Here is a 26,860-nt window from a genome sequence, read left to right on the forward strand (position 1 = left end):
ATACACCCCCATATCACACGGTTTGGGTGCCCCCAGCGACGGTACGTCTCCGGGCGACGTCAAATCCCTACGGGACTACACCTTGGCCAGGGCGACGGCGATGCGCGCGGCGAGGCGGGCGTTGTTCCCGACTATCTTCTCGTTCACCTCCAGGCTCCTGCCCCCGGTGACTTTAAGGAAGTGATCCAGCAGGAAAGGCGTGACCTCCCTGCCCCGTATGCCGTGGCGCTCGAGAGCCTCGAGGCCGCTCTTCAGCGCCTCGTCGTGTAGCTCCGGGTCGAGCTGGTCCTCGGGAGAAACGGGGTTCGCGATCACCAGCCCGCTGCGCTCGAGGCCGACGGCCGGGAGGTTCTCCATCAGGCGGGCGACCTGCGTCTCGTCGTCCAGGGACCAATCCAGCGAATATCCCGAGTCGGAGAGGTAGAAGCCGGGGAAGCGGTCGGTTCCGAACCCCACCACCGGAACACCGAGCGTCTCCAGATACTCCAGGGTCGCCGGGACGTCGAGGATGGATTTCACGCCCGAGCAGACCACGGCGACCGGCGTGCGGGAGAGGGCGGCGAGGTCGGCCGAGACGTCCCAGGACTCACGCGCCCCGCGGTGCACCCCGCCGAGCCCCCCGGTGGCGAAGAGCCGTATTCCGAGGCGCGCAGCGAGATGCGCCGTGGCGGCGACGGTCGTCGCCCCGTGGATGCCCTTCGTCGCCGCGATGGGGAGGTCGCGCGCCGAGAGCTTGGCCACCTCCTCCGCGGTTGCGAGAAGCTCTATCTCGTCCGTCCCGAGCCCCACCCTGGGGACGCCACCGACGACGCCCACGGTCGCGGGAACCGCACCCTCATCTCGTACGATCTCCTCCAGCTCGCGGGCGACGCGCAGGTTGTCCGGTCGGGGCAGGCCGTGAGAGATCAGGGTGGACTCCAGCGCGACGACCGGACGGCCCTCCCGCAGGGCCTCCTCCACCTCCGGGCTGGCTTCGATCCTTGCTTTCAATGGATCACTCCTTGCGGTAGGGGCGACCGATCGCCGCCGGGGGGATCGCCCTGCCCCCGACGCCCGCGAGCACCAGGATCGTGAGTACGTAGGGGATCATCTGCGAGAACTCCACCGGGACGAAGCCCTGCCCGTAGCGGGTCGCGACGGCCTCCGCGAAGCCGAACAGGAGCGCGGCCAGGGTGGCGCCTATCGGGTGCCAGCGACCGAAGATCATCGCCGCGAGCGCGATGAAGCCCCGCCCGCCGGTCATGTTCTCGGTGAACGCTGAGAGGAGCCCCGTCGAGAGGTAGAGCCCTCCGAGCCCGGCCATCACCCCCGAGATCGCAACCCCGTAGTAGCGCATCCGGCTCACGCTGATCCCGGCGACGTCGACCGATTCGGGGGACTCACCGGTCGCCCTGAGCCTGAGCCCGAAGCTGGTCTTGAAGAGCACGAAGTATGCCAGGGGGATGAGCAGGTACATGATGTAGACGATCGCGTCCTGATCGAAGAGGGCGGGGCCTGCGAACGGGATCCTGCTGAGGAGCGGGATGCTCAGGTTGTTGAAGTTGGGGACGGTGGGCGTGGTGCCCTTGTGCCCGAAGATGATGAGCATGATGAACCCGGGGGCGGCGAGAGCGAGCAGGTTTATGGCGGTGCCGGAGATAATCTGGTCGGCCTCGAAGGTTACGCACATCAGCGCATGGATGAGCGCGAAGACGAGCCCGGCGAGGAGCGCGAAGAGGAGCCCCACCCACACGCTCCCGGCGAAGTACCCGCCCACGGCCCCGGCGAACGCGCTGATCAGCATCATCCCCTCGAGCCCTATGTTCATCACCCCCGAGCGCTCGCTGAAGACCGCCCCGACGGCCGTGAGGATGAGCGGTGTGGCGTTGCTGATGGTCCCCGAGAGGAGCGGCGTGATCTGACCCACAAAATCCGCCACTCAGGCCTCCTTCCCTCTCCTGCCCGAGAGCATCGCCCTGAGGCGTTTTCTGCCTATAAGGAGCTCGACGAGCCCCACCGCCGTGACGAAGAGCAGTATGATCGCGATGATCACGTTCGCGAGATCCAGCGGCACCTGCGTCGCGAACTGCATCTGCTGCGCCCCGCCCTGCAGCGCCCCGAGCAGGAGCGCCCCGAGCACGATCCCGGCCGGGTGGTTGCGCCCGAGCATCGCGACCCCGATGCCGTTGAACCCGAGGTTCGAGACGAACGGCACGCTCATGCTCCCGAACGTCCCGATCACCTCGATCCCGCCACCCACGGCCGCGAACGCCCCGCCTATGGCCATCGCGAGCGTCGTGCTCAGCCCGAGGCTCATCCCCGCGTAGCGGGCGGCCTCCGGGGAGTGCCCCACGGCGCGCAGCGTGTAGCCGAGCGTGGTGCGCCACAGCAAGAGGTACGCCGCCACCGCGGCCAGTATGGCGACGAGCGAACCGTAGTTGGCCTGCCCGAGCCCGCCCCCGAAGTAGGCGAGCCGGGCGCTCACGAAGCCGGTGCCCGGCACCGTGCCGTGCCCGGAGAACGGGTGTTGCGCCAGCCAGTAGGCGAGGTTTATGCCCACGTAGTTGAGCATGATCGTGGTTATCACCTCGTGCGCCCCGAAGCGGGCCTTGAGAAGTCCGGGGATGGCCCCCCACAAAAACCCCGCCGCGAGACAGGCCAGGATGATGATCGCCACCCACACCACTCCGCTCCCCGCGACGGTGGTGCCGAGCGCGGCCGCGGTGATCGCCCCGATGAAGAGCTGTCCCTCACCCCCGATGTTGAACATCGAGGCCCGGAAGGGGATCGCGAAGGCGAGCCCGGTGAGGACCAGCGGCGTGGCGTTTACGAGCGTCCGGCCCACCGCCGGCGCCGAGCCGAACGCCCCGTCGAGCAGCGCCCCGTAGGCCGCCGCCGGGTTGTTGCCGGTCGCCGCGACGATGATCGCCCCTATCACGAGCGCGAGCACTATCGCGACGACCGGGAAAAGGAGCGCCCGGATGCTCCCGACGAGCAGCCGGCGGGCAAAAGAGCCGGTGACTCCGGCCGCGCTCACCTGAGGCCCGCCTCCTCGGGGCTGTGCCCGGCCATCAGCAACCCCAGCTGTTCGTCGGTCGCCTCACCGGCCTCCAGCTCGCCCACTATCCCGCCGTCGTAGATCACCGCGATCCTGTCGGAGAGCGAGCGCACCTCTTCGAGCTCCATCGAGATCAGGAGCACCGCCTTGCCCGCCTCCCGCTGCTTCAGCAACATCTCGTGCACGAACTCTATCGCCCCCACATCCAGACCCCGGGTGGGCTGGGAGGCGATGATGACCCCGGGCTCCCCGGAGAGCTCGCGCGCCAGGATCACCTTCTGCTGGTTGCCCCCGGAGAGGGTCCGGGCCGGCGCGTCCGGGTCGAGCGGCCTCACGTCGAAGGCCCGAAGCTGCTTCTCCGCCTCCCGGCGCATCCGGCCCGGGAAGAGCCATCCCCACCGCGAGAACGGCGCCTTCGCGTAGGATTTCAGCGCGTAGTTCTCGGCCAGCGTGAACTCCTGCACGAGCCCTTTCTCCCTGCGGTCCTCCGGGATGTACGCGAGCCCCCGCTCGTGGCGCTCCCGCGCGCCGAGGTGCGTCACCTCCTCCCCGTCGAGGTAGACCCCGCCGGAGTCCACGGGGCGCATCCCGGCGAGCGCCTCGGCGAGCTCGGTCTGCCCGTTGCCGTCGACCCCGGCTATCCCGAGGATCTCCCCGGCACGCACCGCGAGGTCTACGCCCCTGACTCCCACCCCGAACTCCGACTCGACGACGAGCCCCCTCACCTCCAGCCGGAGGGCCTCCCCCTTCACCTCCGGCTTCTTCTCCACCTGCAGGACCACGTCCCGCCCGACCATGAGCCGGGCGAGCTGCCGGGCGTCGGAGTCGGAGGTGCGCACGGTGTTCACGACCCTCCCGTCGCGGATGACCGTTATGTTGTCGCTCACCCCGAAGAGCTCCTCGAGCTTGTGGGTGATGAAGATGATCGAGAGCCCGTCGGCGACGAGCTCCTTCAGGACCCCGAAGAGGTCCCGCGTCTCCTGCGGCGTGAGCACGGCCGTGGGCTCGTCCAGGACCAGGATGCGCGCCTCCCGGTAGAGCGCCTTGAGGATCTCGACCCGCTGCTGCAGCCCCACCGAGAGGTCCGCCACCCGGGCCCTCGGGTCCACCCGGAGCCCGTAGCGCCGGCTGAGCTCCTCGGTGGCCCGGATCGCCCCGCTCATGTCCAGCGTCCCACCCCTCCCGCGCGGCTCCGAGCCGAGCACGATGTTCTCCGCCACGGTGAGCCGCGGGATGAGCGTGAAGTGCTGGTGGACCATCCCGATCCCGAGCCGGACCGCATCCGCCGGGGTCCGGATCTCGACCCGCTCCCCGTCGACGAAGATCTCACCCTCGTCCGGGCTGTAGAGGCCGTAGAGGATCTTCATCAGGGTGGACTTGCCCGCCCCGTTCTCCCCCAGAAGCCCCAGGACCTCGCCGCGGTGCAGCACGAGCGAGATGTGGTCGTTGGCCACGACGGGCCCGAAGGTCTTCGTGACCCCCCGCATCTCGAGTACGGCCGGAGGGCCGGAGGGTCGGCGTTCCGTATCCCTGCCTGCGCTCATCCGGCTCTACCCGGACTACTTAGAAGGCGTGGTGGGCACCTTTATCTTGCCCGAGATTATCCCCTCGCGCGCCTTCTTCAGGTCGTTCTTGACCTTCTGGGGGACGAGGTTCGAGAAGCGGTGGAACGGCGCCAGCTTGTAGCCTCCGTTCTTGAGCCCGAACTCTATGGTCTTCCCGGCGGGGAACTTGCCCTTCGCGGCATCCTCTATCGTCTGGAAGACCGCGTTGTCCACGCCCTTGACCGTCGAGGTCAGGATCGGATCCTTCGGGAACTGCGGGGCCTGGTCCTGGTCCACCCCGATGGCGAAGACGTGCTTCTCACGCGCCGCCTCGAAAGCCCCCGAGGCGCTGTTGCCCGCCGCCGGGTAGACGATGTCCGCCCCCTGGCTGATCTGGTTGAGCGCGATCTGTTTGGCCGTCGCCGGGTCGTTGAACGCATCCGGGGTTGAACCCACGTACTGGTCTATGACCTTGCAGTCCGGGCACACGGACTTCACCCCGGCGTCGAACCCGGCCTGGAAGCCGCGGATCAGGGGCGAGTTCTGCCCTCCTATGAAACCGACGACCTTGGTCTTGGGGTTGGTGTAGGGCGTTTTGATCTGGGTCATGTCCCCCGCGACCACGCCCGCGAGGTAGGCCCCCTGGTTGTCGCTGAAGATGAGGCTCGCCACGTTCGGGGCCTTCACCACCGAGTCGACGATCGCGAAGTTGGTGTCGGGGTACTGCTGGGCGACCTGCTTCAAAGCGTCGGACTGCAAGAACCCGATGGCGTACACCGGCTTGTAGCCGGAGCTGGCGAGCTGGGAGAGGTTGCTCTGGTAGTCGGTCGGCGAGCTGGACTGCAGGACCTCTATCTTCACCCCGAGCTTCTTCCTGGCCTCCTTGAGGCCCTTGTACGCCGCGTCGTTGAACCCCTTGTCCCCGAGCCCGCCGACGTCGGTGTTCATCGCCGGTTTGACCTTGCTGTTGCCGCCGGCGCTCGCCTGCTTGCCGCCCGAGCCGGCCTTGCCGCCACCGCCGCTTGAGCCCCCGTTCGCCGAGCCGCCGGAGCCGCATCCGGCAAGGACCAACGCGAGCAACACCACCACTGCCAGTAACCCGACGCGTTTGATCACCCTTAAAACCCCGCTTCGAAGAGACGCCTAGACCGTTCGCTCAATTCTATATATCCGGGGAACTTCTCCGCAACCCCCCTCACCTCACCTCCTCGTCCGCGAGAGCCGGGATCACCTCGCGCCCGTACGCCTCCAGCGTCTGCTCCATCGCGTCGTGCATGAGGTAGAGGTTGAACTGATCCGCACCGAGGTCTCTCAGGGTCTTCAACTTCTCGACGTGCTCCTCCGCCGTGCCGAGCACGCAGAACCGCTCGACGATCTCGTCCGGCACGAACTCCGTGGTCGGGTTGTCCGCCCGTCCGTGGTGGGAGTAGTCGTAGCCTTCACGGGCCTTTATGTAATCGGTGAGCTCGCGGGGCACCTCCCCGTCCTCTCCGTAACGGGCGACCAGGTCCGCCACGTGGTTGCCGACCATCCCGCCGAACCACTGGCACTGGTCGCGCTGGTGGGAGATATCCCCCCCGACGTAGGCCGGGGCGGCGACGCAGATGGTTATCTCGTCCGGATCACGCCCTGCCGCCTCCGCCGACTCCCTCACCCGCGAGAGGGTCCAGCGCAGGATCACCGGATCCGCGAGTTGCAGGATGAACCCGTCGGCGACCCGCCCGACGAGGTCGAGCGCCTTCGGCCCGTAGCCCGCTACCCACACCTCCAGGCGCCCCTCCCTCACCCAGGGGATTCGCACCCTGCCCCCCGGCATCTCGACCTCCCGTCCCCCGGCGAGCTCCCTTATGACGCGGATCGCCTCCTCGAGCTGCCCGAGCGTCGTCGGCTTCCTCCCGAGCACCCGCTGCGCCGAGTCCCCGCGCCCGATGCCGCAGACCGTGCGTCCTCCGAACATGTCGTTCAACGTGGCGAAGATAGAGGCCGTCACGGTAGGGTCACGGGTCGCCGGGTTGGTGACGAACGGACCTACCTTGATCCTCTCCGTCGCCGAGAGCATCTGCGAGTGGATCACGTATGGCTCCTGCCAGAGGATGTGCGAGTCGAAGGTCCAGGCGTGGGTGAACCCGAGCTCCTCGGCGCGCCTGGTCAGCTCGACGATGCGCCAGGCCGGTGGGTCCGTCTGGAACGTTACGCCGAAGTCCATCTCTCAGGTGGCCTCCGGCTCCCGCTCGGACTCCGCGGCGGGCTCGCGGGCACCCCCGGTGGCGTAGCTGAGCACCAGGTAGGCCAGCCCGGCGGCGAAGAAAGTGAAGAAGAGCCCGTAGTTGTAGAGGCTCTCGACCAGGCTCGGGTTCTGGAAGACCCCGCCGAAGTTCGGGGTGGTCGCGGCCTTGACGAAGCCGGGGATGACCGGCACCACACCGACCAGCACCGCGACGATGGCCCGCCAGTTCCACCCGCCGGAGTACGCGTAGCGCCCGTCGGTCTTGTAGAGGTCGGGAACGGAGAGGTTGCGGCGGCGTACGATCCAGTAGTCCGAGATCATCACCGCAGCTATCGCCCCGAGCAGGCTGCTGTAGCCGACGAGCCAGGTGAAGATGTAGGCGCTCGCGCTCTCGTAGAGCACCCAGGGGAACGAGATGATCCCGATGACCGCCGTTATGAGCCCGCCGGTCCGGAAAGAGATGTACTTCGGCAGCAGGTTCGAGAAGTCGAAGGAGGGCGAGACGACGTTGGCGGCCATGTTCGTCGAGATCTGAGCGATGGCGACGATTATCATCGCGGCGATCAGGACCACCGGCAGCCCCCCGGCGATCTTGGTGGTGAGCGCGACCGGGTCCCAGATGGGCTTGCCGAAGATGACCACGGTGGCGGCGGTGACCGCTATCCCGAGGAAGCTGAAGGCGGTCATCGTCGGCGGGAGCCCGATGACCTGCCCCAGAACCTGCGCCCGCTGGCTTTTGGCGTAGCGGGTGAAGTCCGGGATGTTCAGAGACAGCGTGATCCAGTAACCCACGTTCGCGGCGAGCCCGGTCCAGAAGAGCGACCAGAAGGGAGCATTCCCCTGTTGCAGCCTAGCCGAGGCGGTGAAGACGTGCCCCACCCCGCCACCGGCGACGAATCCCCAGACGAGGAGCACCACCCCGCCCAACAGGAGGAGCGGTGCGGCGATCGACTCGAACCTCCTCACCCCCTCGACCCCGAACAGGATTATCGCGACCTGCACGCCCCAGAAGATGAAGAAGGTGATGAAGCGGTGCCCGGGAACGTCCTGCCAGCCGCCGTAGGCCGCGGTGGCGAGGGCGTCCACGGCGAGCCCCCCGATCCAGGTCTGTATCCCGAACCAGCCGCAGGCGACGAGCGCCCGGGCTATCGCGGCGAAGTTCGCCCCCCGCACCCCGAACGACGAGCGCACGAAGACCGGGAAGGGCACCCCGTACCTGGTTCCGGCATGCGCGTTCAAGAGCATCGGGATCAGGACGAGCACGTTCCCCAAGGAGACCGTGAGCAGCGCCTGCCACCAGTTCATCCCGGCGACCATGAGCCCGGAGGCCAGGGTGTAGGTGGTGATGACGACGCTCATCCCGATCCAGAGCGCCGCGATGTTGTAGGTCGTCCAGGTCCTCTGCTCCGCCCCCGTGGGAGCGAGGTCCTCGTTGTAGAGCGGTGAGGAGCCGACCTCCTCTTCGAGCCGCTCCACCTCGCGCCTTCCTACCGCCACGTCCCGTTCCACTCTCTCCTCCTTTACTCCGGCACGGCTCCTTCTTCTCCACGAAAGAGCCTAGTGCCTCCCCACCCGAAACTTCCTCGGCCCGCCGGACGGATCAGCCCCACCCGTCTCCCGTCCCGCCTGGCCGGATGTACAGCCCCCGTTCAGGCTCCCCCGAAACCTCTCCCTTCCAGGGGCGACCCGGCGCTCACCGCCGCCCGCCTCCACCGGCGACCCAGCCCACCGTCTTGACCGCGAGCCGGTAGAACGCCTGCACTGCGAGCGCGATGTCTTCCTCGGGGGTGTCCTCCTCTTTGGTGTGGCTGAGCCCCCCGAGGGATTTGACGAAGAGCATCACCGTAGGCATCAGCGGGGCCATCTCCGCCGCATCGTGCAGCGGCCCCGATGGGAGCCGATGCGAGGTACCGGTGACCTCCTGCACGGCCTCCTCGGCCATCTCGATGAGGTGTTCGTCGAACGGACGGGGCTCGATGCGCCAGAGCCTCTCCCAACGCACCTCACAGCCCTCCTCGCGCGCGATGCGTTCGCTGTTCTCTTTTGCCACGGCGAGCATGTCCGATATCACCCCGGCGTCGAGGGCCCGCTGGTCGAGCGACATCTCGCACCACCCGTTGAACGCGGTGACGATGCCGGGCGAGACGTTGACGAATCCGGTGGTGGCGCGTACGTCGTCGCGGTGGGCGGCGTCGTCCCGGAACGCTATGGCCGAGCGCGCGGCGGCGATGAACGCATCCTTCCTCACGTCCATCGGGGTCGACCCGGAGTGGGCGTGCTGCCCGGTGAAGCTGACCGCGTGCCGCTCGACCCCGAAGGTGCCGAGCACCACCCCGACCGGGATGTCCAGCCGCTCGAGCACCGGCCCCTGCTCGATGTGCAGCTCGAGGTAGGCCGCGGCGTTCTCGAGTTGCCGGTGCGACTCGTTCATCCTGTCTAGTTCGACGCCGTGCTCCCTGAGCGCGTCGGGGAGCGCGATACCGTCCCTGTCCTTCAGGTTGCGCACCTCGTCGGGGTCGAGCGTCCCCGAGCAGGCGCTCGATCCCAGAAGGCTCCTCCCGAAGCGTGCTCCCTCCTCGTCGGCCCAGTCCACGAGCCGCACGGTCACGGGGAGCTCGTCCCGCTGCGCCAGCACCCGCAGCGTCTCCATCGCGGCGATGGTGTTCAGGCAGCCGTCGAGCCAGCCACCGTTCGGGACGGAGTCTATGTGCCCGCCGAGCAGGACGGCCCTCTCCGAGGCCCCGCGCACGGTGCCCCAGAGGTTGCCGGCTTCGTCCGTCTCGACCTCACAGCCGATCTCATCGAGCTTCTCCCTCAGCCACCGGCGGGCCTTCGCCCACTCGTCGGTCCAGCAGACCCTGCGCGCCCCTTCTGGACCACCGGTGAGCTCCGCGAGCTCCTTCAGCTCGGCTATAGCGCGCCCGTGGTCGACGTTCTCCGCGATCTCCATCTCCTCAGCCCACCTTCTCCTTCGACTCCACCTCTGCGAGCGCCTCATCGAAGACCTCGGCCGCCCTTCTGGCCGCCTCGCGGGTTATGGTGAGCGGCGGCGCTATGCGGATGGCGTTGCCCCTCAGACCCCCCTTGCCGACGAGCACCCCGCGCTCCCGGCAGGCCTCGAGGAAGCGGGCCGCCGCAGCACCGTCGGGCTCACCGCCGGGTCCGACGATCTCGATGGCGAGCATCAGGCCCCTGCCGCGCACCTCGCCCACGCAGCGGTGCTCTCCGGCGAGCGCGACGAGCCGCTCTTTCAGGTAGCCGCCGACTTCGTCGGCGTTCTTCTGCAGGTCGTTCTTGAGGATGTACTCCAGGTTGGCGAGCGCCCCGGCTGTCGAGATCGGGTTGCCGCCGAAGGTGGAGATGTGCTGCTTGGGGGAGAGGGAGTCGATGACCCCGGCTCTGCCCATCACCGCCCCGATGGCTAGCCCGTTTCCGAGCCCTTTCGCCATGGTGATGAGGTCGGGTTCCACCCCGGACTGCTCGATGCCCCAGAAGTGGCTCCCGGTGCGGCCGAAAGCGGTCTGTACCTCGTCGGAGACGAACAGGACGCCGTACTCGTCCAGGATCTCCTTCACCCGCGAGAGGTAGGCGGGGGGCAGCTCCACGAACCCCCCCACGCCCTGTATCGGCTCGGCGATGAAGGCCGCCACCCGCCCGGTGGTGGAGGTCTCGATCAGGCTCCGCACGTCCTCGGCGCACGCCCGGGCCAGTTCTTCCGGGTCGTCGTGGCGCCCGTAGAGCGGGCTGTATGAGCGGTGCGGGGGCATGGCGTAGGAGACGTCCAGCGCGGTGCGCGGGGTGGGCCTCCAGCTCCCCTGGCCGGTTATCCCCATGGTGCCGAAGGATCCACCGTGGTAGGAGCCGCGGAGGGCTATCACCTCGCTCGAGGAGCGGTAGGTCGTCGCGAAGAGCAGCGCCGCCTCGTTTGCCTCCGAGCCGCTGCCGACGAAGAAGACCTTCTGCTCCCCCGAGATGGGGGAGAGAGAGATCAGCTTCTCCGCCAGCCTGACCTGGCTCTCGATCAGGTAGAGGGTCGAGGAGTGGAAGATCTTCTGCGCCTGCTCCTTCACGGCCTCGACGATCTCCGGGACGGCGTGCCCGCTTATGGTGGTGACGATCCCGCCGAAGAAGTCCAGGTACTCGTTGCCCTCGGAATCCCAGACCCTGTAGCCCTCCCCGCGCACGAGCTCGATGGGCTTCTCGTAGTAGAGCGAGATCCAATCCGGCAGCACCGCCCGGTGCCGCTCGTACAGCTCCTCCGGCTTCATACGATCACCAGCCTTCTGCTCCTCCAGACGATGAGACCTACCAACTCCACGCATGCAAGGTTGTCCTACAGATTACACCTCGTGAGGTTCCTTTGTAAACAAGGGAAGGCAGGTGCTGCGCCCGCGGAAGGTCACCCTCACCTCGTCGCCGAACTCCAGATCCACCGAATCCAGGTAATCCGGCTCACCGGGATCCCGACCGTCCAGATACCGCCGGAGGAAAGCGCGCAGAAGAGGTGAATGTGTCACGCAGACGTACCTTCTAGAAGGAGCCCCCGAGCGAAGGTCGCGCAGGCTCGAAGAGAATGCCAAGACCCGCCGGGCGACGGCATCGCCATCCTCACCCGGCGGGTCCCGACGTTCCAGCCAGAAACCGATGCGGTCGGGTGAACGCCAGAACTCTCCGAAGAAATGATGTTCGGTGAGGTCCTTTACGGAGGGCCCGGTCTTACCGAGCTGGGCGGCGAGCGCCTCGGGTGAGCTCCCTATCTCCACCCGGACCCCGGCCACGTAAAGGTCGGGGTTGCGCAACGCCCACTCCTCCGTGGGAGGGTGCAGCTCGATCCCCGCCCCCTGATCGGCTGCAGCCCGAAGACACCTCTCCACACCACGGCGGATGGCGCAGGCGGTCTGGCGCGTTCGCCGCGTCGGCGCGTACAGGAAGAAGACGCTCTCGTCACGCCCCAGCTTCCTGCCGAGCCGGACGCCGGCCTCGACCGCCTGCGCGAGTCCCCTCTCGGTGAGAGGAACGTCGCCCTTGTGCGAGGAGATCTCCCCGTGTCGGATCAGATGCACCCTGAGAAGAGAGACGCTCATCCTTCGACGATCGCGAAGGCGCGGGCCGGGGCGCTCTCGACACCGGCGAATTTGTAGAACGGGGCGAAGAACCTGCAGCGCGGGGGCAGGCTCCCCAGGTTGACCAGCCCCTCCACCAGCGGTATCCCGGCGCCCAGTATCACGTTGTGCACCACGAACTCCTCGGGTTTCCAGCCTGGCTCGCGGGCGGCGGGCTCTTCGAAGAAGTCACAGCCGATGCACTTTGGCTCTCTCCTGACCAGCCAGCGGGCGGCACCCTCCGTCAGACCCGGCGAACGGCGGAAGTATTCGCGTTGGCCGATGGCACGCTCGGCCCAGCCGGTGCACAGCAGCAGGATGTCCCCCGGCCTGATGTATTCCCCGGCCGATTCCAGACGTGCAAGGGCACCTTCGAGATCGGGGACGTCTATCAGATCCATGGCCTCCACGGGCCTCACGTCCAGCAACACCGCCTCCCCCATCACCCGCTCCAGCGCCACCTCGTCGATGCTCTCCCCTCCCTCCACGACGTGCAACGCCGATTCCACGTGGCACCCGGTGTGCAGGCTCATCAAGGTAGTCTGGGCGGACTGCCAGTAACCGGGCTTGGTACGGACCTCGAGCTGCACCCCGAGATCCGTCGAAGGAGGCCCCTTGAAGCCGTGGGGGACCGCCGGGCTGAGATCCACTATCTTCTCCACCACATATCCCCTAAACGTCCATCGTCTCGTAAAATTCCCGCTCCCGGCTCTCGAGCAGCGGTATCGCCTCTCCGAAGCCGTACTTCTGGAAGTGCTCAGAATTCACATGAGCCTGATAGGCCTCCTCGTCCTCGTACTGCTCGTAGAAGTAGAAGAGGTTGGGGTTCCCAGGATCCCGATGAGGCTGGTAGAAGAGGTTGCCCGGCTCCCGCCGCGAAGGCTCCACGAGCTTCCGGATCGCCTCCTCGACCCTCTGCGCCTCCCCTTCCTTCGCCGTCCATTTCGCGCTGACCACGTAGGCCATCTTCAGCCTCCCTTTCTTCCGACGCGGTTTCTCAATACTCCTATACCTTCGATCTCCATCTCTACGAGGTCTCCCTCCTCCAGCCAGCGGTCCAGCTCCAGCCCGGATCCGCCGGCGGCCGTCCCAGACCCGAACACCTCGCCGGGGTAGATGGTCTGGGCCAATGAAGCGTAGGCGATGAGGTCTGCGAACCCGTGATGCATGTTAGCGGAGCTGTCCTCGCCCCACACCTCGCCGTTGACCCGCACGCGCATCAACAGGTCGCTCGCGTCCAGCTCGTCCGCCGTAACTATGCATGGTCCCAGCACGTTGGATCCATCCCAGTCTTTGGCCTTGGACGGGCCCATGCCCACCGGGAGCTCGCGGGCCTGCACGTCGCGCGCCGAGAGGTCATTCCAGATGGTATAGCCGAAGATGTACTCCCGGGCTTTCTCTCTGGGAATGTCCTTGCCCTCGCGCCCGATGATCGCCGCGAGCTCCAGCTCGTGGTCGAGGCGGTCCGTGTAGTGGGGCCAGGGGATTTCCTCCTCGGGCCCGATCACGGTGTCCGGCATGCCTTTGTAGAAGGCGGGGACCTCGTACCACTCTTCTGGGATGGGCCTCCCGAGACGACCCAGCGCGTTCCTCATGTGTCCCTCGAAGGTCAGGAAGTCGCGCATCGAACGCGGCCTCAAAGGGGCGAGCAACCGTGCATCCGGCACTGGCTCTCGACCGGAAACCGGCGCTCCCGCCTCTATGAACGCGACCATGTCGCCGTCGAACCCGACGTCCACGACACGCCCGTCCTCGAGCAGGCCCACCCTGGGTCTGCCACCGGCCACGTACGTCACCAGCCTCACGTCCTTCCCCTCCTCGCAACGGAACGCAGCTCGCTCGCCGCGAGCTTCACCGCTTCCACGATCTTCACGTAGCAACCACAGCGGCACAAATTCCCACCGAGATAACGCCGGATCTCGTCCTCCTCGGGGTCAGGGATCTCCTCGAGCAACCGAATCACGGTGAGTATCATGCCCGGCGTGCAGTAGCCGCATTGGAAAGCCTGCACCTCTTCGAACGCCCTCTGGACCGGGTGCTCCCCGCCGAGCCCCTCGACGGTCGTGACACTGCGCCCCCCCGCGAGCGGGGCCAGAAGCAGGCAGGAAGAGACCGGTTCACCGTCGAGAAGCACCGTGCATGCCCCGCACACCCCGATGCCGCAGGTTTCCCGCACGCTCAGGAGACCGAGCTCGCGGCGCAGCACCCCGAGCAACATCTCGTCCGGCCTGGCTTCCACCACTTCCCTCTCACCGTTGACCTCGAACGCAAACCTCACCGCAAGATCCTCCTCTGCACACGCGCCCTGCCGAAGGCGTCCCGGCGCGAGCGCAGGATCAACCCCGCCAGAAGGACCCCTGCCGAGATCCCGAAAGCCAGAACGCAAAACTTCCTGCCGGCCCCCTCTCTACCCGGAGGTTCTCTCCTGCAACGCGAAGATTCCCTCCGGTCTAAAGCATCCAGGACAGCCTCGGCGGTCATGGGCAGGTCGGTCACGTTGATCCCTAAAGAATGCAGGGCGTTGCCCAAAGCGGGAGGGACCGGCGGCAGCGCGGTCTCTCCGAGACCGTGCACCTCGGCCCCCTCGCGCTCTACCAGCTCGTGGGTGAACACATCGGGCAGGTCATCCGCGGCCGGCAAGCAGTAATCGGAGAGGTTGGCGTTGCTCACCTGCCCCTCCGAGAAGGAGATGCTCTCGAAGAGCGCCGTCCCGAGCCCCATTATCATGGAGCCTTCGTTCTGCAGCTCCGCCCCCGGCCGGTTCACCACCCTGCCAGCGTACACCGGCGCGTGCAGCCTCTTCACCCGGAACTTCCCCGTCTCCTCGTCCACCTCTACTTCGGCCGCGGCGGCCCCCTGGTGCCAGTGCGAGGAGGCCACTCCCTGTCCGGTGTCCGGATCAAGCCCTCCCTCGTCCGCCACCTCGCCGAATCCGCGCCGCCCGTTCTTCTTCAGATCCTCCACGGCCTTCTCGAGGGCCCGTCCCATCATGTGCGTCGAGCGGCTGGAGGTGGTACGGGTGTCGTACGGTACGGCGTCCGTGTCTGGGTCGGGGAAGCTTATCCTCTCCACCTCGGCTCCGAGGAGGTCGGCGGCCATCAGCCGGATGGCCCGCTTCGCTCCCTGCCCCATCTCGGCTGTGGCGCAGTAGATGGTGTAGTTCCCTTCGCCGTCGTGTTCCAAGGCGATCGAAGCCCGGCTCGGGGTCTGCATGCCCTTGAGCATCACGCACAGGCCCTTGCCGCGTCGTCCCTCCCGCCAGCCCACCGCATCCGCCGCTTTCCGCAACAGTTTCTCGAAATGGACATCGTGCATGACCTCGCCGGTGCAGTAGCGATCGCCATTCCGGATGATGTTCTTCAACCTCAGCTCGAGCGGGTCCATCCCCAGACGCTCCGCGAGCAGGTCCATCGTCCGCTCGGAGGCCCAGGTGCACTGCATCTGACCGTAGCCCCGGTAAGCGCCGTTGGGCGGCAGGTTGGTATAGACGGCGCGGGAGTCGACCCATACGTTGGGTATGCGGTAGGGACCGGGAGAGGCGAATCCCATCTTCTGGGCTACCCCGGGTCCGCAGTCGGCGTAAGCGCCGGTGTCGGCCCAGCACTCCACCTGCTTGGCCACCAGCGTCCCGTCGCGCTTCGCACCCAGCCTGACCCTGATGGTGGATGGATGGCGGTTGAGGGTGAGCCACTCCTCGTCACGCTCCAGTACCAGCTTGACGGGGCGGCCCGCCTTGCGCGCCAGACAGGCGGCGATGGCCTCCAGCCGCACGAAGGTCTTGGCCCCGAAGGACCCGCCCATTGGGGGGCAGACGATGCGCACCTGCTCCTCCGGGATGCCGAACAGCCCGGCCAGATCCATGCGGGTGTTAAACGGCGTCTGCGATCCGGTCCAGACCTCGAGCCGACCATCGCTCCAGCGCGCGAGCGCCGCATGGGGTTCCATCGGGGCGTGCTGGGCGCCCGCGGTGGTGTAGGTCTCCTCTACGACTACATCTGCCTCCTCGAAACCCTTTCGCACGTCCCCGTGCCGGATGCGGAAGCGGTGGCAGACGTTGGTGCCCGGCTGGGGCCGCAACCCGAAGTAAGCCGCGTCGTTGTCGGAGATTGCGATCTCCTCGTGGATCAGTGGAGCCCCCTCCTCGGCGGCTTCCACGGCGTCGAAGACGGCCGGGAGCTCCTCGTAGTCCACCTCGATCAGATCCAGCACTTCCCCGGCTCGCTCCACGCTGGGGGCGGCAACCGCGGCCACGGGATCTCCGGCGTAGCGGGCCTTGTCCAGCGCCAGCACGGTCTGGTCCTTTATCTGGCACCCGTAGCGGTTCAGCTCCCGCACGTCGCCGGGTACGAGGACGACCACGTCGTCCGGAACCGCCGAGGCGTCCACCCGCAGGACACGCGCATGAGGATGCGGGGAACGCAATATGCGCGCGTGGAGCATCCCCTCGATCTCGACGTCCCGCGAATAGCGGGTCTGGCCGGTAACACGCGGATCAGACACCGTACAACTCCTCCAGGGCACGACGCACCTCGACTTCCATCACGCGGCGCCGGTAACGCGCGGAACCGCGTGCATCCGATAGGGGATGGATGTTCTCGGCGTACCTCCGGGCGATCTCCCTGATGATCCCTGCGTCGACTTCTCCTCCCGCCAGCGCGCAGACATCGGGGAAGTACTGGGGTCTGCCGGCGACGGCTCCCACGACGACCCGCAGGGTCTTCCCCCCGTACCTTGCGGCCGCCACCGAGACACAGGGACGATCCTCGCTGGAGCGAGAGCGGAACTTGCGGTACACCGCCTGTCGAACTCCATCGGGCACCCTGACCCCCACGACCAGTTCGTCCTCTTTCAGAGCGGTCGTGTAGTGGTCGAGAATGAAGTCCTCGACGGGCACCTCCCGCTCACCGTTCTTTCCCGCGATCACGACGCGGGCAGCGAGCGCGGCGAGCATCGCCGGGGGATCCGAGGCATAATCGGCGTCTGCGAGCACCCCTCCGACGGTGGCCTGGTTGCGCACCCGGGGACTGGCCACGAGCGAGAAGGTGCGGGCGAGCGCGAGCCACTTCCGGCGCACCAGCTCCGATCTTTCCACCGATCTATGCGTCACCATCGCACCGAGGAGAAGCACGCCGTCTTCTTCCCTTATGGAGTCCAGTCCAGGGACGCCACGCAGGGATATCAAACGCGCGGGCCGGAGGAACCCCTGGTTCATGAGGATGCCGACGAAGGTTCCGCCTGCGACCACGACCGCATCCTCCCCGTAGGACGAGCGAAGCTCCAGCGCTTCGTCCAGGGAACGAGGCTGGTGCCATTCGACGTGGCGCATCTCAATCACAGGGTAGTGACGGGCCGGCACTGCAGCAGGTAGAGCTCACCACCAGAGATGGCCCACTCCACGTCTTGAGGCGCACCCGCCTTCTCTTCGAGCAACCTCCCGAGCTCGGCGAGGCGCCGGAGTTCTTCCTCGTCCAGCACCCTCTCGTCGCCCGTCTTACCACGCTTGAGCGTGCCGGAACGGTCGAGCACGTAATGGTCCGGTGTCACCTCTCCGGAGACGACCGCCTCACCCAGCCCGAAGGCACCCTCGACGATCATCCTGTCCCGCCTCCTCCTCACCGGGTCAACGGTGAAAAGCACGCCCGCCTTCTCCGGTTGCACCATCTTCTGCACCACGACCGCCATCCGCAGATCCTCCAGCGAGCCTTTCTGCTGCCGGTAGAAAAGGGCCCGCTCGGAGAAAAAGGAGGCCCAGCAGTCGACCACGCGCCGGCAGACCTCATCCTCTCCTTCCACGTTGAGGTAGGTTTCCTGCTGGCCGGCGTAGCTCGCGGCCTCGGAGTCTTCGGCACAGGCCGAGGAGCGTACCGCCACCCTGCCGTCACCCAGGCGCTTGTGCGTCGCGGTGGTCCTCACGCCAGTGAGCCGCCGGTATGCGACGGAGATCTCTTCGCGCGGGGGATCGACCTCCTGCAGCGCGGCCGCGAGCCCCACGTGGTCACGCTCCCGAACCAGCTCCAGGACGCGCTCCACGTCCACCGAACTCTCCAGCACCCACGACGGAACGACGAAGCCGGGCGGTACGGGCAGGCCCTCGGAAGCCATCCTCGCCAGGCTTGCTCCCTTTCCCCCGGCGAGCGAGACGTCCCTGCACTCCTCGTCCGAGAACCAGAGTATGGTTCTCTCCCGAACCCTATTCATCGAGGATCGCCACCGCTCGCAAGGGGGCCCCGGTGGTTCCGGTCCACTTGATGGGAAAGGCGGAGAGCTTGAACCCGTAGGGAGGTAGCTGATCGAGGTTGGTCAGGTTCTCTATGTGCCAGTAATCTTCCTCCCACATTACCCGGTGCGCCTCCCAGAACTTCTTGCGCTCGAACATCGCCCACACCGGCGGATCGAAGGTGGGAGCATCGGTCCCCATGAGCCGTATCCCCCGGGAGATCAGGTACTTCGTGGCCTCGGCGGTCATCCCACAGTGGTCGGTGAGATACCTTTCCTGGTCGTTGTACGCCGAAGCACCGGTCTGGATGAGGACTATGTCCCGTTCCTTGAGCTCGTATCCGATCTTCTCCAGCGCCTGGTCTATGTCCGAAGGGGTGATGCCGGCCCCCTTCTCCAGGTGCCGGAAGTCGAGGACGACGCCGTCGGAGTAGCAGTACTCGAGCGGTATCTCTTCTGCGGCCGGTCCGTCGGGACGTATGTGTTTGAGGGCGTCCATGTGGGTCCCGGCGTGGTCGCTCTGGATCACGAGGTAAGAGGCGGTGAGCGAGTCTACGCCGTACTTGTCCGCTCCGACTCCTTCGGCGAACTCCTGCCAAGTCTCGTACATCAGGAGGCTCGGCGCAGGTATCCTGGGGAAGGTGATCATGTCCTTGTGTACCGGCATCGACAGGTCTACCAGGCGGCTCATTCGGGTCGGGCTCCTTTCATCATCTTCTCGAAGGCCGTGAAGTGCCAGCGCAACGCTGCCCCTGCCTTCTCCGGGTCCTTCTCTTCCAGCGCGTCCAGCAGCGGCCGGTGCATCTCGGCCAGCTCATGCAGGTCTATATCGGTCTTGACGACGGTGATTATCGTGCGCGCCCCGATCCTGAGCGAATCCCAGACCTCTTTGAGCGTCCGGTTGCCCGAGGACTCCACGATGAGCCTGTGGAAGCTCACGTCGTGGCGGACGAGCTCGTGCAGGTCTCCGGCCCCGGCGGCTTCCTTCATCGCTTCGAACTCTTTTTCGAAGGCCCCGATCGCCCCACCCAGTCGGGCGGCCGCCAGACGCGCGGCGAGCTCCTCCATGGCGGCGCGGACGGGGTATATCTCGAGCAACTCCTCGAGGGTGACCTCCCGTACGCGCGCCCCCCGGAAAGGCTCTGACTCCACGAAGCGCAGCAGCTCGAGCTCCCTGAGGGCCTCCCTCACAGGGGCCTGGCTGGTACCGAACTCCCGGGCGAGCTGGGTCTCCACCAGACGCTCGCCAGGAGCGTACTCGCCGCTCAGCAGGCGTGCTATGAGCTCCTCTTTGATTTGTTCGCGCAGCACGGTGCGGTTGAGCTTCAAGAGAGGATCTCCACGATGCCCGTCGTACCGTTGACCCGCACGCGGTCTCCGGTCTTTATCCGCTCCGTCGCCTCGGACGTGCCCACCACCGCCGGGATACCGAACTCGCGCGAGACGACCGCCGGGTGGGAGACGGTCCCGCCGGCATCGGTCACGAGCGCGCTTATCTTGGTGAAGAGCACGACCCAGGCGGGGTTGGTCATCCGACAGACGAGCACGTCCCCCTCTCTGACCTCATCGAACTCTTCCGTGGAGGTGACCACCTTCGCGGTCCCCTCCACGACTCCGGCGGAGGCGGCGAGTCCTCTAATCTCTGCGGTGGTCTCCGAGGGCTTCCGGTAGAACTTCTCCGGGAACCCCCAGAGCGCAGCGTACGGGAACTCCAGCGCTTCCCGGGTAGCGGTCCCCACCCAGTCGCGGGGCCTCATCTCGTACGCTTCCTCGTGCTCGTCCCTCCGGTCGGAGACCAGGGCCCGCGCGTCGATTCTTCCCGGGTCCGTCATGAGCACCCGGAGTTCGTTGTAGCGGAGGAACATGACGTCTTCCGGATCGTCCAAGACGCCGGCCTCGACGAGCTTCTTTCCGATGGCAATGAGAACCAGACGCAGCCGGGCATTGGTGCCCTGGTCTATGTAGAAGTGGTGGTCGGGGGTGAGGGGGTTCATCCGCAGAGAAAGGTCCAGCGCCCGCTGCAGTTTGCGCCTCCCTTCTCCTTCGGGCACGTCGTCCATCAACTCATGGATGGCATCCTCCAGATCCTGCTTCACCGCCTCGAGCGCCTTCGGATAGTCATAGTCGCTCTCCAGATAACCCCTTATCGCTTCCAGAATGGGCGCGGGATCCTCCTTCCAGGTCTTGAAAGAAAACTCGTGCGCCCAGATCGCCTTGTATCCGAACTCCTGCTGGTAGGGTTCGAGCCGCTCGGAGATGAACCTCCTCCCACGCTCCGAGCCCCGCAGGGCCTCCAGCACTTCCGCCGCCGCATTGGCTCGGAACGCTTCGCGGAGGTCGGGATCTCTTTTGATCTCTTCTTTCATCCTCCACAGGGCTTCCACGGAATCCCAGTTCTTGTCTTCGGTAGAGCTCTGCAGCCTGCCCACGAGCCCGGGATCCACCTCCCCCTTGACCTCCGCAATGGTCGCGCTCAGGTTCTGCGTGGAGGTAAACTGAGCGAAGTTGAGCATCCAGTGGATCTTCCAGTGGCGGTCGTGGATGTCTATGGCGTCCTCGAGCAGCACGGCCAGCTCCACCAGATCCGCGCTCTCGGTATCGTACTCATCGAGATACGCAAAGTTGCGTTTTATCTCGGGCACCAGACGATCGCGCCACCAGTCCAGGAAATTCCAGGCGTAGTGGGGAAGCACCGCATCCATGTATACGCCTATCTTGGAGGCATAGTCTGGATCGCGCGGCACCCGCGGCACGTAGCGGCTCTGATACTCCACGGCCTCGGCTCGTACCGAAGGGTCGGCCGGGACCGCCGCCGTGTACACATACCCGTTTATCCTCTTGGCTACCCAGTCGGAGGCGAAGGGCGTCCCGAAACGCCTGAACATGTGGTCGCAGGTGAGCCACCACCCCCCGATGTCGAAGAACATCGGAGAGACCGGGTTCGGACAGTGCAGATCGTCGTAGATCCAGAAAAGCTCCTTCTCCCCCTCCTCCCACTCTATCGGAAAATCTTCGTCGCCGTAATAACTGCCGAGCACCCGGCCAGTGTCTGTCTCCACGATACTCCTCCTCGTGAGGTCAATCCTTTCCCCGGCAGAAGTATATATAATCGATTATCGAGAGAAATGCAAGATACGAGATGAGATCCGTCCGGCAACGTCTAGAGCACCAAGACTTCGGCCCCGGGAGCAGGAAGAAACCGGTAGAAGAGGGGCTCGCGGAAGCCGCAAGCCGAGAACCGTTCGCGCGCCCGCCGCGCGAGCGCTTCCGCCCGTCCGGCTTCGACGAGCGCCATCGCGCATCCCCCGAAGCCCGCGCCGGTGAGCCGCGCGCCGGGGGCGCCGACCTCTCTTGCGCACTCGACGAAGGCGTCGAGCTCGGGGGTAGAGACCTCGTAGTCGTCCCGGAGGGAGGCGTGGGAGGCGTACATCAACCGGCCGAAGGAGGCGTAATCTCCGGCGCGCAGCGCCCTCGCGGCTTCGAGTACCCGCCCGTTCTCGGTGACGACGTGGCGGGCACGGCGCAGGAGCTCGCCGGAGAGCTTCGGCAGATCGCCTTCCGTCGTGTCCCGCAGTTCTCGCACCCCGAGGCGGCGGGCGGCCTCCTCGCAGCTCCTCCGGCGCTCGTTGTAGCCCGTTCCGGCGAGGCCCCGCTCGACCCGGGTGTCGCACACCAGGAGCACGAGCCCCGCCCCCTCGAGGTCGAGCGGCACGTCCTCCGCCTCGAGCGTGCGGCAGTCGACGAGCAGGGCTGCACCTTCATGGCACAATAACGAGGCGTACTGGTCCATTATGCCGCTCTGGACGCCGACGTATTCGTTCTCCGCCCGCTGACAGATCCGGGCCAGGTCTTTCCTGTCTACCTCCAGACCGAAGAGGGCGCCGAGGGCGAGGGCGGTGGCGGCTTCGATCGCGGCGGAGGAAGAGAGGCCCGAGCCGCGGGGCACCTCACCGGCGAAGGCGGCCCGGAAAGGCCCGATAGCACACCCGGCCTCGCCGAGGGCCCACGCCACCCCGCGCGGGTAGTCGGCCCAGGAGTTTTTCTCTTCTGGAGTGAGCGGGCGGGTCTCGTCGAAGTCCGCGGAGTAGAGAATCCCCTCCCCTCTGCCGGCGGCGACGGCCACCCGGCGGTCTATCGCGCAGGGCAGGACGAAGCCGCCGTTGTAGTCGGTGTGCTCCCCGATTAGGTTTACACGCCCGGGAGCGCTCGCGACGACTTCGGGATCGGCGTCGAATCGCTCCCGGTAGGCTTCGGCGGCGCGTCCCTCGACTTCTCTCATCCCCCGTAGCCCCCCGGGTGGGAGAGCATCCACTCCCAGGCGTCGGAGATCATGGCCGCGAGCTCCGGTTTCTCGGGTTTCCAGCCGAGCTCCCGGCGTATCTTCCCGCTCGATGCGACCAGGACCGGCGGGTCGCCGGGGCGGCGCGGGGCCTCTTTTGCCTCTATCTCCCTCTCCGTCACCTCGCGCGCCGTCTCTATGACCTGACGCACTGAGAAGCCCTCGCCGTTACCCAGATTGTAGATGCGATGCTCGCCCTCGCGTGCGGCCTCGAGCGCCAGGAGGTGTGCGTGGGCGAGGTCTTCGACGTGGATGTAGTCCCGGATCGCGGTGCCGTCGGGGGTGGGGTAGTCGGTGCCGTAGACCTCGACGTATTCCCGCTCGCCGAGCGCGGTCCGCAGCACGAGCGGGATGAGGTGCGTCTCCGGGCGGTGGTCCTCCCCGAAGCGCCCGCTCGCCCCGGCAACGTTGAAGTAGCGCAGGCTCACCGCGGCAAGCCCGCGGGCGCGGGCGACGAAGGAGATCATGCGGTCCACGGCCAGCTTCGATCCCCCGTACGGGTTGGTCGGGAGTGGCGGGTCGTCCTCCTCTATCGGCACCTTCCGCGGCTCCCCGTAGACCGCCGCGGTCGAGGAGAAGACGAGCCTCGATGCTCCACCCTCGACCATCGCCTCAAGCAGTTCGAGCGTCCCTAGCACGTTGTTGCGGTAGTAGCGCTCGGGCTCTTCGACCGACTCGCCCACGAGCGAGAGCGCCGCGAAGTGGAGGACCCCCTCGAAGCCCTCATGCAGCACCTCTCTGGTCCGCTCCGCGTCGAGGAGGTCGCCCTCGACGAATCGTGCCCCCCCGGGGATCGCCCGCCGGTGTCCTCTCGAGAGGTTGTCGAAGATGGTGACCTCGTGCCCGGCCTCGAGGAGCTGTCCGGCGACGACACTCCCGATGTAGCCGGCCCCGCCGGTGACGAGCAGCCTCACGCCCGCGCCACCGCCTCCCTGAGGCGCCCCGCCGTCTCCTCCGGCAGGGCGTCCACGATGAACGCCCCCGCCCCGGTCTCGCTCCCGGCCAGGTACTTGAGCTTGTCCGCCGTACGGTTCGGCGGGTAGAACTCTATGTGGAAGTGGGCCACCCCCTCGTAGTCGCCGCCGTCGGTGGGGGCCTGGTGCATGACCATCATGTACGGCAGCGAGAACCCGAAGAGCTCGTCGTAGCCGACGAGAAGCCGCTTGAGGGTGCGCGCAAGATCCCTGCGCTCCTCCGCATCGAGCCCGGCTATGGAGCCGACACACCTCCTGGAGTAGACGTGCACCTCGTAGGGAAAGTGCGCGTAGAAAGGGACGAAGGCGGAGAAGTGCTCGCCCTTGACCACTATCCTCTTCCCCTCGGCGTGCTCCTGCGCGAGCAGGTCGCAGTGCAAACACCCCCCGGTCTTCTCGCGGTGGGCGCGGGCGGCCTCGAGTTCCCGCTTCGGACGCGGCGGGACGAAGGGATAGCCGTAGATCTGACCGTGCGGATGGTGCAGCGTGACCCCTATCGCCTCGCCCTTGTTCTCGAAGATGAACACGTAATCGACGAAATCCAGCGCGCCGAGCTCCCGGTAGCGGTCCGCCCACACCTCCACCAGCTGACGTATGCGCCGCTCCGGGAGCTGCGCCAGCGTCGCATCGTGCTCGTCGGTGTAGAGGACCACCTCGCACACCCCGCGCCCGGCGGCCTTCGGGGTCAGCCCGTTCCCAGAACCCTCCGGCTCCGGGGCGTCCGGTACGAACGAGGGGAAGCGGTTCTCGAAGACGACTATCTCATAAGACTCCCGGGGCACCTCGGTCGGGAACCCGCCCGGCTTCGTCGGACACAGCGGACAGTACTCCGCCGGGGGCAGAAAAGTCCTCTCCTGACGGTGGGTGGCGTACGCCACCCACTCACCGAGCGTCGGGTCCCAGCGCAGCTCGTTCAAGCGTCCTCATCCTCTTCTTCATCCTCCTCGAAGGAGTAGAAGATGATGTACCGGCCGTCCTCCTTCAGCAGCCTCTCCTTGCGCATGTTACACCAGCCTCCACTCCGGCTCTCTGCCATCGACAACAATATCTTACATCCAACAACACATTCCGGTTATCTTCGTGTGTCTCCGGAGGTATGTTCGGTGGGCTCCGGCACACCCTCTGGCAGGGCGTTGCGGTGGGCTTCGATCAGGTCGTCGACGAGGTTGTGGATCTCGTCGAGGGAGAGGACGCTCGGGGCGTGGCGGTCGAGCATCGCGGCGTGGTAGACGTGATCCCGCCGTCCCTCGAGCGCGGCCCGCACGGTGAGCTCCTGCACCGAGACGTGCGGCAGGCACATCCCGGCGAGCTGCGGCGGGAGGGGACCTGTGTGGCAGGGGTGTATACCGGCGCCGTCCACCGCGACCGGCACCTCGACACAGCAGCCTGCGGGAAGGTTGTCTATCAGGTGGTCGTTGCGGACGTTGCCGTAGACGAGGCGCGGCGTGCTGGTGGTCATAGAGTGAATGATCAAAGAACCGTACTCCACGCTGCGCTCTAGCTCGAAGCTCTCCCCGGCGAGGAGTTTCTTCCTGGTCTCCTCGTACTCGCGGAGGTTCTCCTCGCTGCGGCGGATGTACTCGTCTATGGGGATGTCGAGCTTCTCGATCAGAGAATCGTCCTTTATGAAGTACGGGGTGTACCCGGCGTTGTGCTCGCTCGACTCGGTCACGAAGTAACCCAGGTGGCGCATCAGCTCGAAGCGCACCCTGTCTCTGGCGCAGACCTCAGGGTCCTCCATCGCCTCGAAGAGCAGGGGATAGATATCTTCGCCGTCCACCTCCAGGCGGGTCATCCAGGCGATGTGGTTGATCCCGGCGCACTCGAAGGTGATCCTCTCGTGTGGGATGTCCACGTACGAGGCGATCTCGCGCACCGTGTAGGGTACGCTGTGGCACAGCCCTACGGCCCGTATTTCAGGGAAGGACTCGTAGAACGCCCACACGAGCATGCTCATCGGGTTCGTGTAGTTCAGGAGCACGGCCTTCGGGCACATCTCCCTCATGTCGCGACCGAGCTCGAGCATGAACGGGATCGTGCGGAGGCCCCGGAAGATGCCCCCGATCCCCAAAGTGTCCGCGATAGTCTGCTTGAGACCGTACTTCTTCGGGTCGACCCTCGCTTCAGCCCCAGTGGAAGACTGTCCTGTGAAGAAGGTCGTCAAGATGGCCCGCCTCATGGCCGAGAACTACGCGAAGCCCATTCAACTCAAGGAGGTCGCCGCCCACGTCGGGCTGCACCCCAACTACGCGATGACGCTCTTCCGCCGCTACTACGCGATGACGCTCAACACCTGCCTCGCCCGGCTGCGCATCTGCCAGGCGCAGCACCTCTTGATCTCGGGCGACCGGGACATCTCGCGCATCGCCTTCGACACCGGCTTCGGCTCGATAAGCCGCTTCTACGAAACCTTCAAGGAGATAAGCGGCTGCACTCCCCGCCAGTACCGCCTGAAATCCGGCCTGATAGAGTTCGGCCCGGAATCACCATTCAACCCCTGCGCCTCCGGCTGGGGCGGTTCTGTGGGGCAAACCGAAACCTGCCCCTGAAAAACCTGCCCCTGAAAGTACGGAGAGATGCAGGTTGTCTTACTCATCCTTTCCGAGCCTTCTTCGCGGCCTCGATCCAGGGCTCGACGACGCTCTGGTTCTTCTTCAGCCAGCTGCGCGCGCCCTTCGTGGGGCCGCTCTTCCGGATCTCAATCTCCAGCTTGCCGAGCTCACCAGGGGTGAGCCGGACCGCTTTGATCATGGCGTACGCATCCGGCTTCTCCCTGCTGAGGCTCTTGCTGACTATCGCCGAGAGCTCCTCGCCCTTGCCCATGAGCCCTTTCGGGTCCTCCAGGTACCTTATGGGATAGGCCGTGAAGGCCCAGTGCGGTTTCCACAGCGTGACGACTATGGGCTTTCGCGCCGCTATCGCCTTCTTGAGCGCCGAGAGCATCGCCGGGGTGCTCGAAGCCTGCAGCGTGTAGTCCAGATGGTACCCGGGGATGACCTTGGTCTTGACCACGTTCATCTCGCCAGCCCCGGCTTCTATCCCCGTGATCTGGCCGCCAAACTGGCTCCTGTACCGGTTGAGGTCGGCTATGCTCTTCGCCTCCACGTAGTCCGGAACCGCGAGCCCGATGGTCGCCTTTCCCTCGTACCACGGCGCGAGCTTCTGGACCTTCCCCCTGTACTTCTGCCAGTAGGCCTCCTGCGTGTACGGCAGCCAGGTGTCCATGAACGCGTCTATCTGACCCGTCGAGACCCCCTGGTACAGAGGCCCCGCATCGGCGAGCTGTAGCTTAACGTCGTACCCGAACCTCTCCCCGAGCAACGCCTTGAGCACGTTGTTCAGCGCCACATCCTCGTCCCAGCCGATGTCACCCAGCGTGAGCGTCTTCTCGCCCCCCGAAGAGGCACCTCCCCCACACCCC

At 66.3% G+C, this 26,860-nt stretch carries 26 protein-coding genes; 1 reads left to right on the plus strand and 25 read right to left on the minus strand.

Annotated features, from left to right (window positions below):
• Positions 1-75: 75 nt before the first annotated feature.
• From PJB24_RS10410 to PJB24_RS10525, 24 genes are all read right to left on the minus strand, one after another.
• Complete coding sequence (locus PJB24_RS10410) at positions 76-990, minus strand: pseudouridine-5'-phosphate glycosidase (protein WP_273845549.1); 915 nt, start codon at positions 988-990, stop codon at positions 76-78.
• A gap of 4 nt (positions 991-994) precedes the next feature.
• Complete coding sequence (locus PJB24_RS10415; RefSeq protein ID WP_273845550.1) at positions 995-1,918, minus strand: ABC transporter permease; 924 nt, start codon at positions 1,916-1,918, stop codon at positions 995-997.
• Positions 1,919-3,016, minus strand: coding sequence for an ABC transporter permease (locus tag PJB24_RS10420; protein WP_273845552.1), 1,098 nt, complete (start codon positions 3,014-3,016; stop codon positions 1,919-1,921).
• Positions 3,013-4,581 carry an ABC transporter ATP-binding protein gene (locus tag PJB24_RS10425; protein WP_273845554.1) on the minus strand — a complete coding sequence of 523 codons (1,569 nt, stop codon included), beginning with the start codon at positions 4,579-4,581 and terminating at the stop codon, positions 3,013-3,015. The genes PJB24_RS10420 and PJB24_RS10425 overlap by 4 nt, the downstream gene beginning before the upstream one ends.
• 15 nt (positions 4,582-4,596) lie before the next feature.
• A complete protein-coding gene (locus PJB24_RS10430; protein WP_273845556.1) occupies positions 4,597-5,697 on the minus strand; it encodes a BMP family lipoprotein in 1,101 nt (366 codons plus the stop codon).
• A gap of 79 nt (positions 5,698-5,776) precedes the next feature.
• Positions 5,777-6,787, minus strand: coding sequence for a TIGR03842 family LLM class F420-dependent oxidoreductase (locus tag PJB24_RS10435; RefSeq protein ID WP_273845558.1), 1,011 nt, complete (start codon positions 6,785-6,787; stop codon positions 5,777-5,779).
• Between the two features lie 3 nt (positions 6,788-6,790).
• Positions 6,791-8,317, minus strand: coding sequence for an NCS1 family nucleobase:cation symporter-1 (locus tag PJB24_RS10440; RefSeq protein ID WP_273845561.1), 1,527 nt, complete (start codon positions 8,315-8,317; stop codon positions 6,791-6,793).
• A gap of 184 nt (positions 8,318-8,501) precedes the next feature.
• Positions 8,502-9,758, minus strand: a complete 1,257-nt coding sequence (locus PJB24_RS10445) for a Zn-dependent hydrolase (RefSeq protein WP_273845563.1) — start codon at positions 9,756-9,758, stop codon at positions 8,502-8,504.
• Positions 9,759-9,762: 4 nt separating this feature from the next.
• Complete coding sequence (locus PJB24_RS10450) at positions 9,763-11,076, minus strand: aspartate aminotransferase family protein (RefSeq protein WP_273845564.1); 1,314 nt, start codon at positions 11,074-11,076, stop codon at positions 9,763-9,765.
• A gap of 72 nt (positions 11,077-11,148) precedes the next feature.
• The gene (locus PJB24_RS10455; protein WP_273845566.1) at positions 11,149-11,892 is read right to left on the minus strand and encodes a histidine phosphatase family protein; all 744 of its coding nucleotides are present in this window, start codon (positions 11,890-11,892) and stop codon (positions 11,149-11,151) included.
• On the minus strand, positions 11,889-12,572 hold the full coding sequence (locus tag PJB24_RS10460; protein ID WP_273845569.1) for a cyclase family protein: 684 nt from the start codon (positions 12,570-12,572) through the stop codon (positions 11,889-11,891). Before PJB24_RS10460 ends, PJB24_RS10455 begins: the two co-directional genes overlap by 4 nt.
• 10 nt (positions 12,573-12,582) lie before the next feature.
• On the minus strand, positions 12,583-12,876 hold the full coding sequence (locus PJB24_RS10465; RefSeq protein ID WP_273845571.1) for a putative quinol monooxygenase: 294 nt from the start codon (positions 12,874-12,876) through the stop codon (positions 12,583-12,585).
• 2 nt (positions 12,877-12,878) lie between these two features.
• On the minus strand, positions 12,879-13,715 hold the full coding sequence (locus PJB24_RS10470) for a fumarylacetoacetate hydrolase family protein (RefSeq protein WP_273845573.1): 837 nt from the start codon (positions 13,713-13,715) through the stop codon (positions 12,879-12,881).
• A complete protein-coding gene (locus PJB24_RS10475; RefSeq protein ID WP_273845575.1) occupies positions 13,712-14,188 on the minus strand; it encodes a (2Fe-2S)-binding protein in 477 nt (158 codons plus the stop codon). The genes PJB24_RS10470 and PJB24_RS10475 overlap by 4 nt, the downstream gene beginning before the upstream one ends.
• Positions 14,185-16,410 carry a xanthine dehydrogenase family protein molybdopterin-binding subunit gene (locus tag PJB24_RS10480; protein WP_273845578.1) on the minus strand — a complete coding sequence of 742 codons (2,226 nt, stop codon included), beginning with the start codon at positions 16,408-16,410 and terminating at the stop codon, positions 14,185-14,187. The genes PJB24_RS10475 and PJB24_RS10480 overlap by 4 nt, the downstream gene beginning before the upstream one ends.
• Positions 16,403-17,236 (minus strand): FAD binding domain-containing protein, encoded by an 834-nt coding sequence (locus tag PJB24_RS10485; RefSeq protein WP_273845580.1) that lies wholly within the window; start codon positions 17,234-17,236, stop codon positions 16,403-16,405. Before PJB24_RS10485 ends, PJB24_RS10480 begins: the two co-directional genes overlap by 8 nt.
• 5 nt (positions 17,237-17,241) lie before the next feature.
• Positions 17,242-18,108, minus strand: coding sequence for a PEP/pyruvate-binding domain-containing protein (locus PJB24_RS10490; RefSeq protein WP_273845582.1), 867 nt, complete (start codon positions 18,106-18,108; stop codon positions 17,242-17,244).
• On the minus strand, positions 18,101-18,817 hold the full coding sequence (locus PJB24_RS10495) for a cyclase family protein (protein WP_273845583.1): 717 nt from the start codon (positions 18,815-18,817) through the stop codon (positions 18,101-18,103). Before PJB24_RS10495 ends, PJB24_RS10490 begins: the two co-directional genes overlap by 8 nt.
• Positions 18,814-19,455, minus strand: coding sequence for a GntR family transcriptional regulator (locus tag PJB24_RS10500; RefSeq protein ID WP_273845585.1), 642 nt, complete (start codon positions 19,453-19,455; stop codon positions 18,814-18,816). The genes PJB24_RS10495 and PJB24_RS10500 overlap by 4 nt, the downstream gene beginning before the upstream one ends.
• On the minus strand, positions 19,452-21,185 hold the full coding sequence (locus PJB24_RS10505) for a PEP-utilizing enzyme (RefSeq protein WP_273845587.1): 1,734 nt from the start codon (positions 21,183-21,185) through the stop codon (positions 19,452-19,454). The genes PJB24_RS10500 and PJB24_RS10505 overlap by 4 nt, the downstream gene beginning before the upstream one ends.
• 101 nt (positions 21,186-21,286) lie before the next feature.
• Positions 21,287-22,405, minus strand: coding sequence for a galactokinase (gene galK, locus PJB24_RS10510; RefSeq protein ID WP_273845589.1), 1,119 nt, complete (start codon positions 22,403-22,405; stop codon positions 21,287-21,289).
• The gene (galE, locus tag PJB24_RS10515; protein ID WP_273845592.1) at positions 22,402-23,379 is read right to left on the minus strand and encodes a UDP-glucose 4-epimerase GalE; all 978 of its coding nucleotides are present in this window, start codon (positions 23,377-23,379) and stop codon (positions 22,402-22,404) included. The genes galK and galE overlap by 4 nt, the downstream gene beginning before the upstream one ends.
• On the minus strand, positions 23,376-24,356 hold the full coding sequence (galT, locus tag PJB24_RS10520) for a galactose-1-phosphate uridylyltransferase (RefSeq protein WP_273845594.1): 981 nt from the start codon (positions 24,354-24,356) through the stop codon (positions 23,376-23,378). Before galT ends, galE begins: the two co-directional genes overlap by 4 nt.
• A 155-nt stretch (positions 24,357-24,511) precedes the next feature.
• A complete protein-coding gene (locus PJB24_RS10525) occupies positions 24,512-25,603 on the minus strand; it encodes a family 4 glycosyl hydrolase (RefSeq protein ID WP_273845596.1) in 1,092 nt (363 codons plus the stop codon).
• Between PJB24_RS10525 and PJB24_RS10530 the strand changes: the two genes are divergently transcribed.
• A complete protein-coding gene (locus tag PJB24_RS10530; RefSeq protein WP_273845599.1) occupies positions 25,587-25,988 on the plus strand; it encodes a helix-turn-helix domain-containing protein in 402 nt (133 codons plus the stop codon). The genes PJB24_RS10525 and PJB24_RS10530 overlap by 17 nt on opposite strands.
• Positions 25,989-26,031: 43 nt before the next feature.
• Here the strand turns inward: PJB24_RS10530 and PJB24_RS10535 are convergent.
• A partial coding sequence (locus tag PJB24_RS10535) for a glycine betaine ABC transporter substrate-binding protein (RefSeq protein ID WP_273845602.1) occupies positions 26,032-26,860 on the minus strand: 829 nt, incomplete at its 5' end.

This window comes from Rubrobacter calidifluminis, from assembly GCF_028617075.1.
In the GTDB taxonomy this organism is placed as follows: Bacteria; Actinomycetota; Rubrobacteria; order Rubrobacterales; family Rubrobacteraceae; genus Rubrobacter_E; species Rubrobacter_E calidifluminis.

Coding starts and splice junctions, on each gene's coding strand:
- PJB24_RS10435 (WP_273845558.1), bottom strand. CDS start 6,787: ATGGACTTCGGCGTAACGTTCCAGACGGACCCACCGGCCTGGCGCATC.
- PJB24_RS10445 (WP_273845563.1), bottom strand. CDS start 9,758: ATGGAGATCGCGGAGAACGTCGACCACGGGCGCGCTATAGCCGAGCTG.
- PJB24_RS10490 (WP_273845582.1), bottom strand. CDS start 18,108: ATGAATAGGGTTCGGGAGAGAACCATACTCTGGTTCTCGGACGAGGAG.
- PJB24_RS10495 (WP_273845583.1), bottom strand. CDS start 18,817: ATGAGCCGCCTGGTAGACCTGTCGATGCCGGTACACAAGGACATGATC.
- galK (WP_273845589.1), bottom strand. CDS start 22,405: ATGAGAGAAGTCGAGGGACGCGCCGCCGAAGCCTACCGGGAGCGATTC.
- PJB24_RS10450 (WP_273845564.1), bottom strand. CDS start 11,076: ATGAAGCCGGAGGAGCTGTACGAGCGGCACCGGGCGGTGCTGCCGGAT.
- PJB24_RS10485 (WP_273845580.1), bottom strand. CDS start 17,236: ATGCGCCACGTCGAATGGCACCAGCCTCGTTCCCTGGACGAAGCGCTG.
- PJB24_RS10425 (WP_273845554.1), bottom strand. CDS start 4,581: ATGAGCGCAGGCAGGGATACGGAACGCCGACCCTCCGGCCCTCCGGCC.
- PJB24_RS10465 (WP_273845571.1), bottom strand. CDS start 12,876: ATGGCCTACGTGGTCAGCGCGAAATGGACGGCGAAGGAAGGGGAGGCG.
- PJB24_RS10455 (WP_273845566.1), bottom strand. CDS start 11,892: ATGAGCGTCTCTCTTCTCAGGGTGCATCTGATCCGACACGGGGAGATC.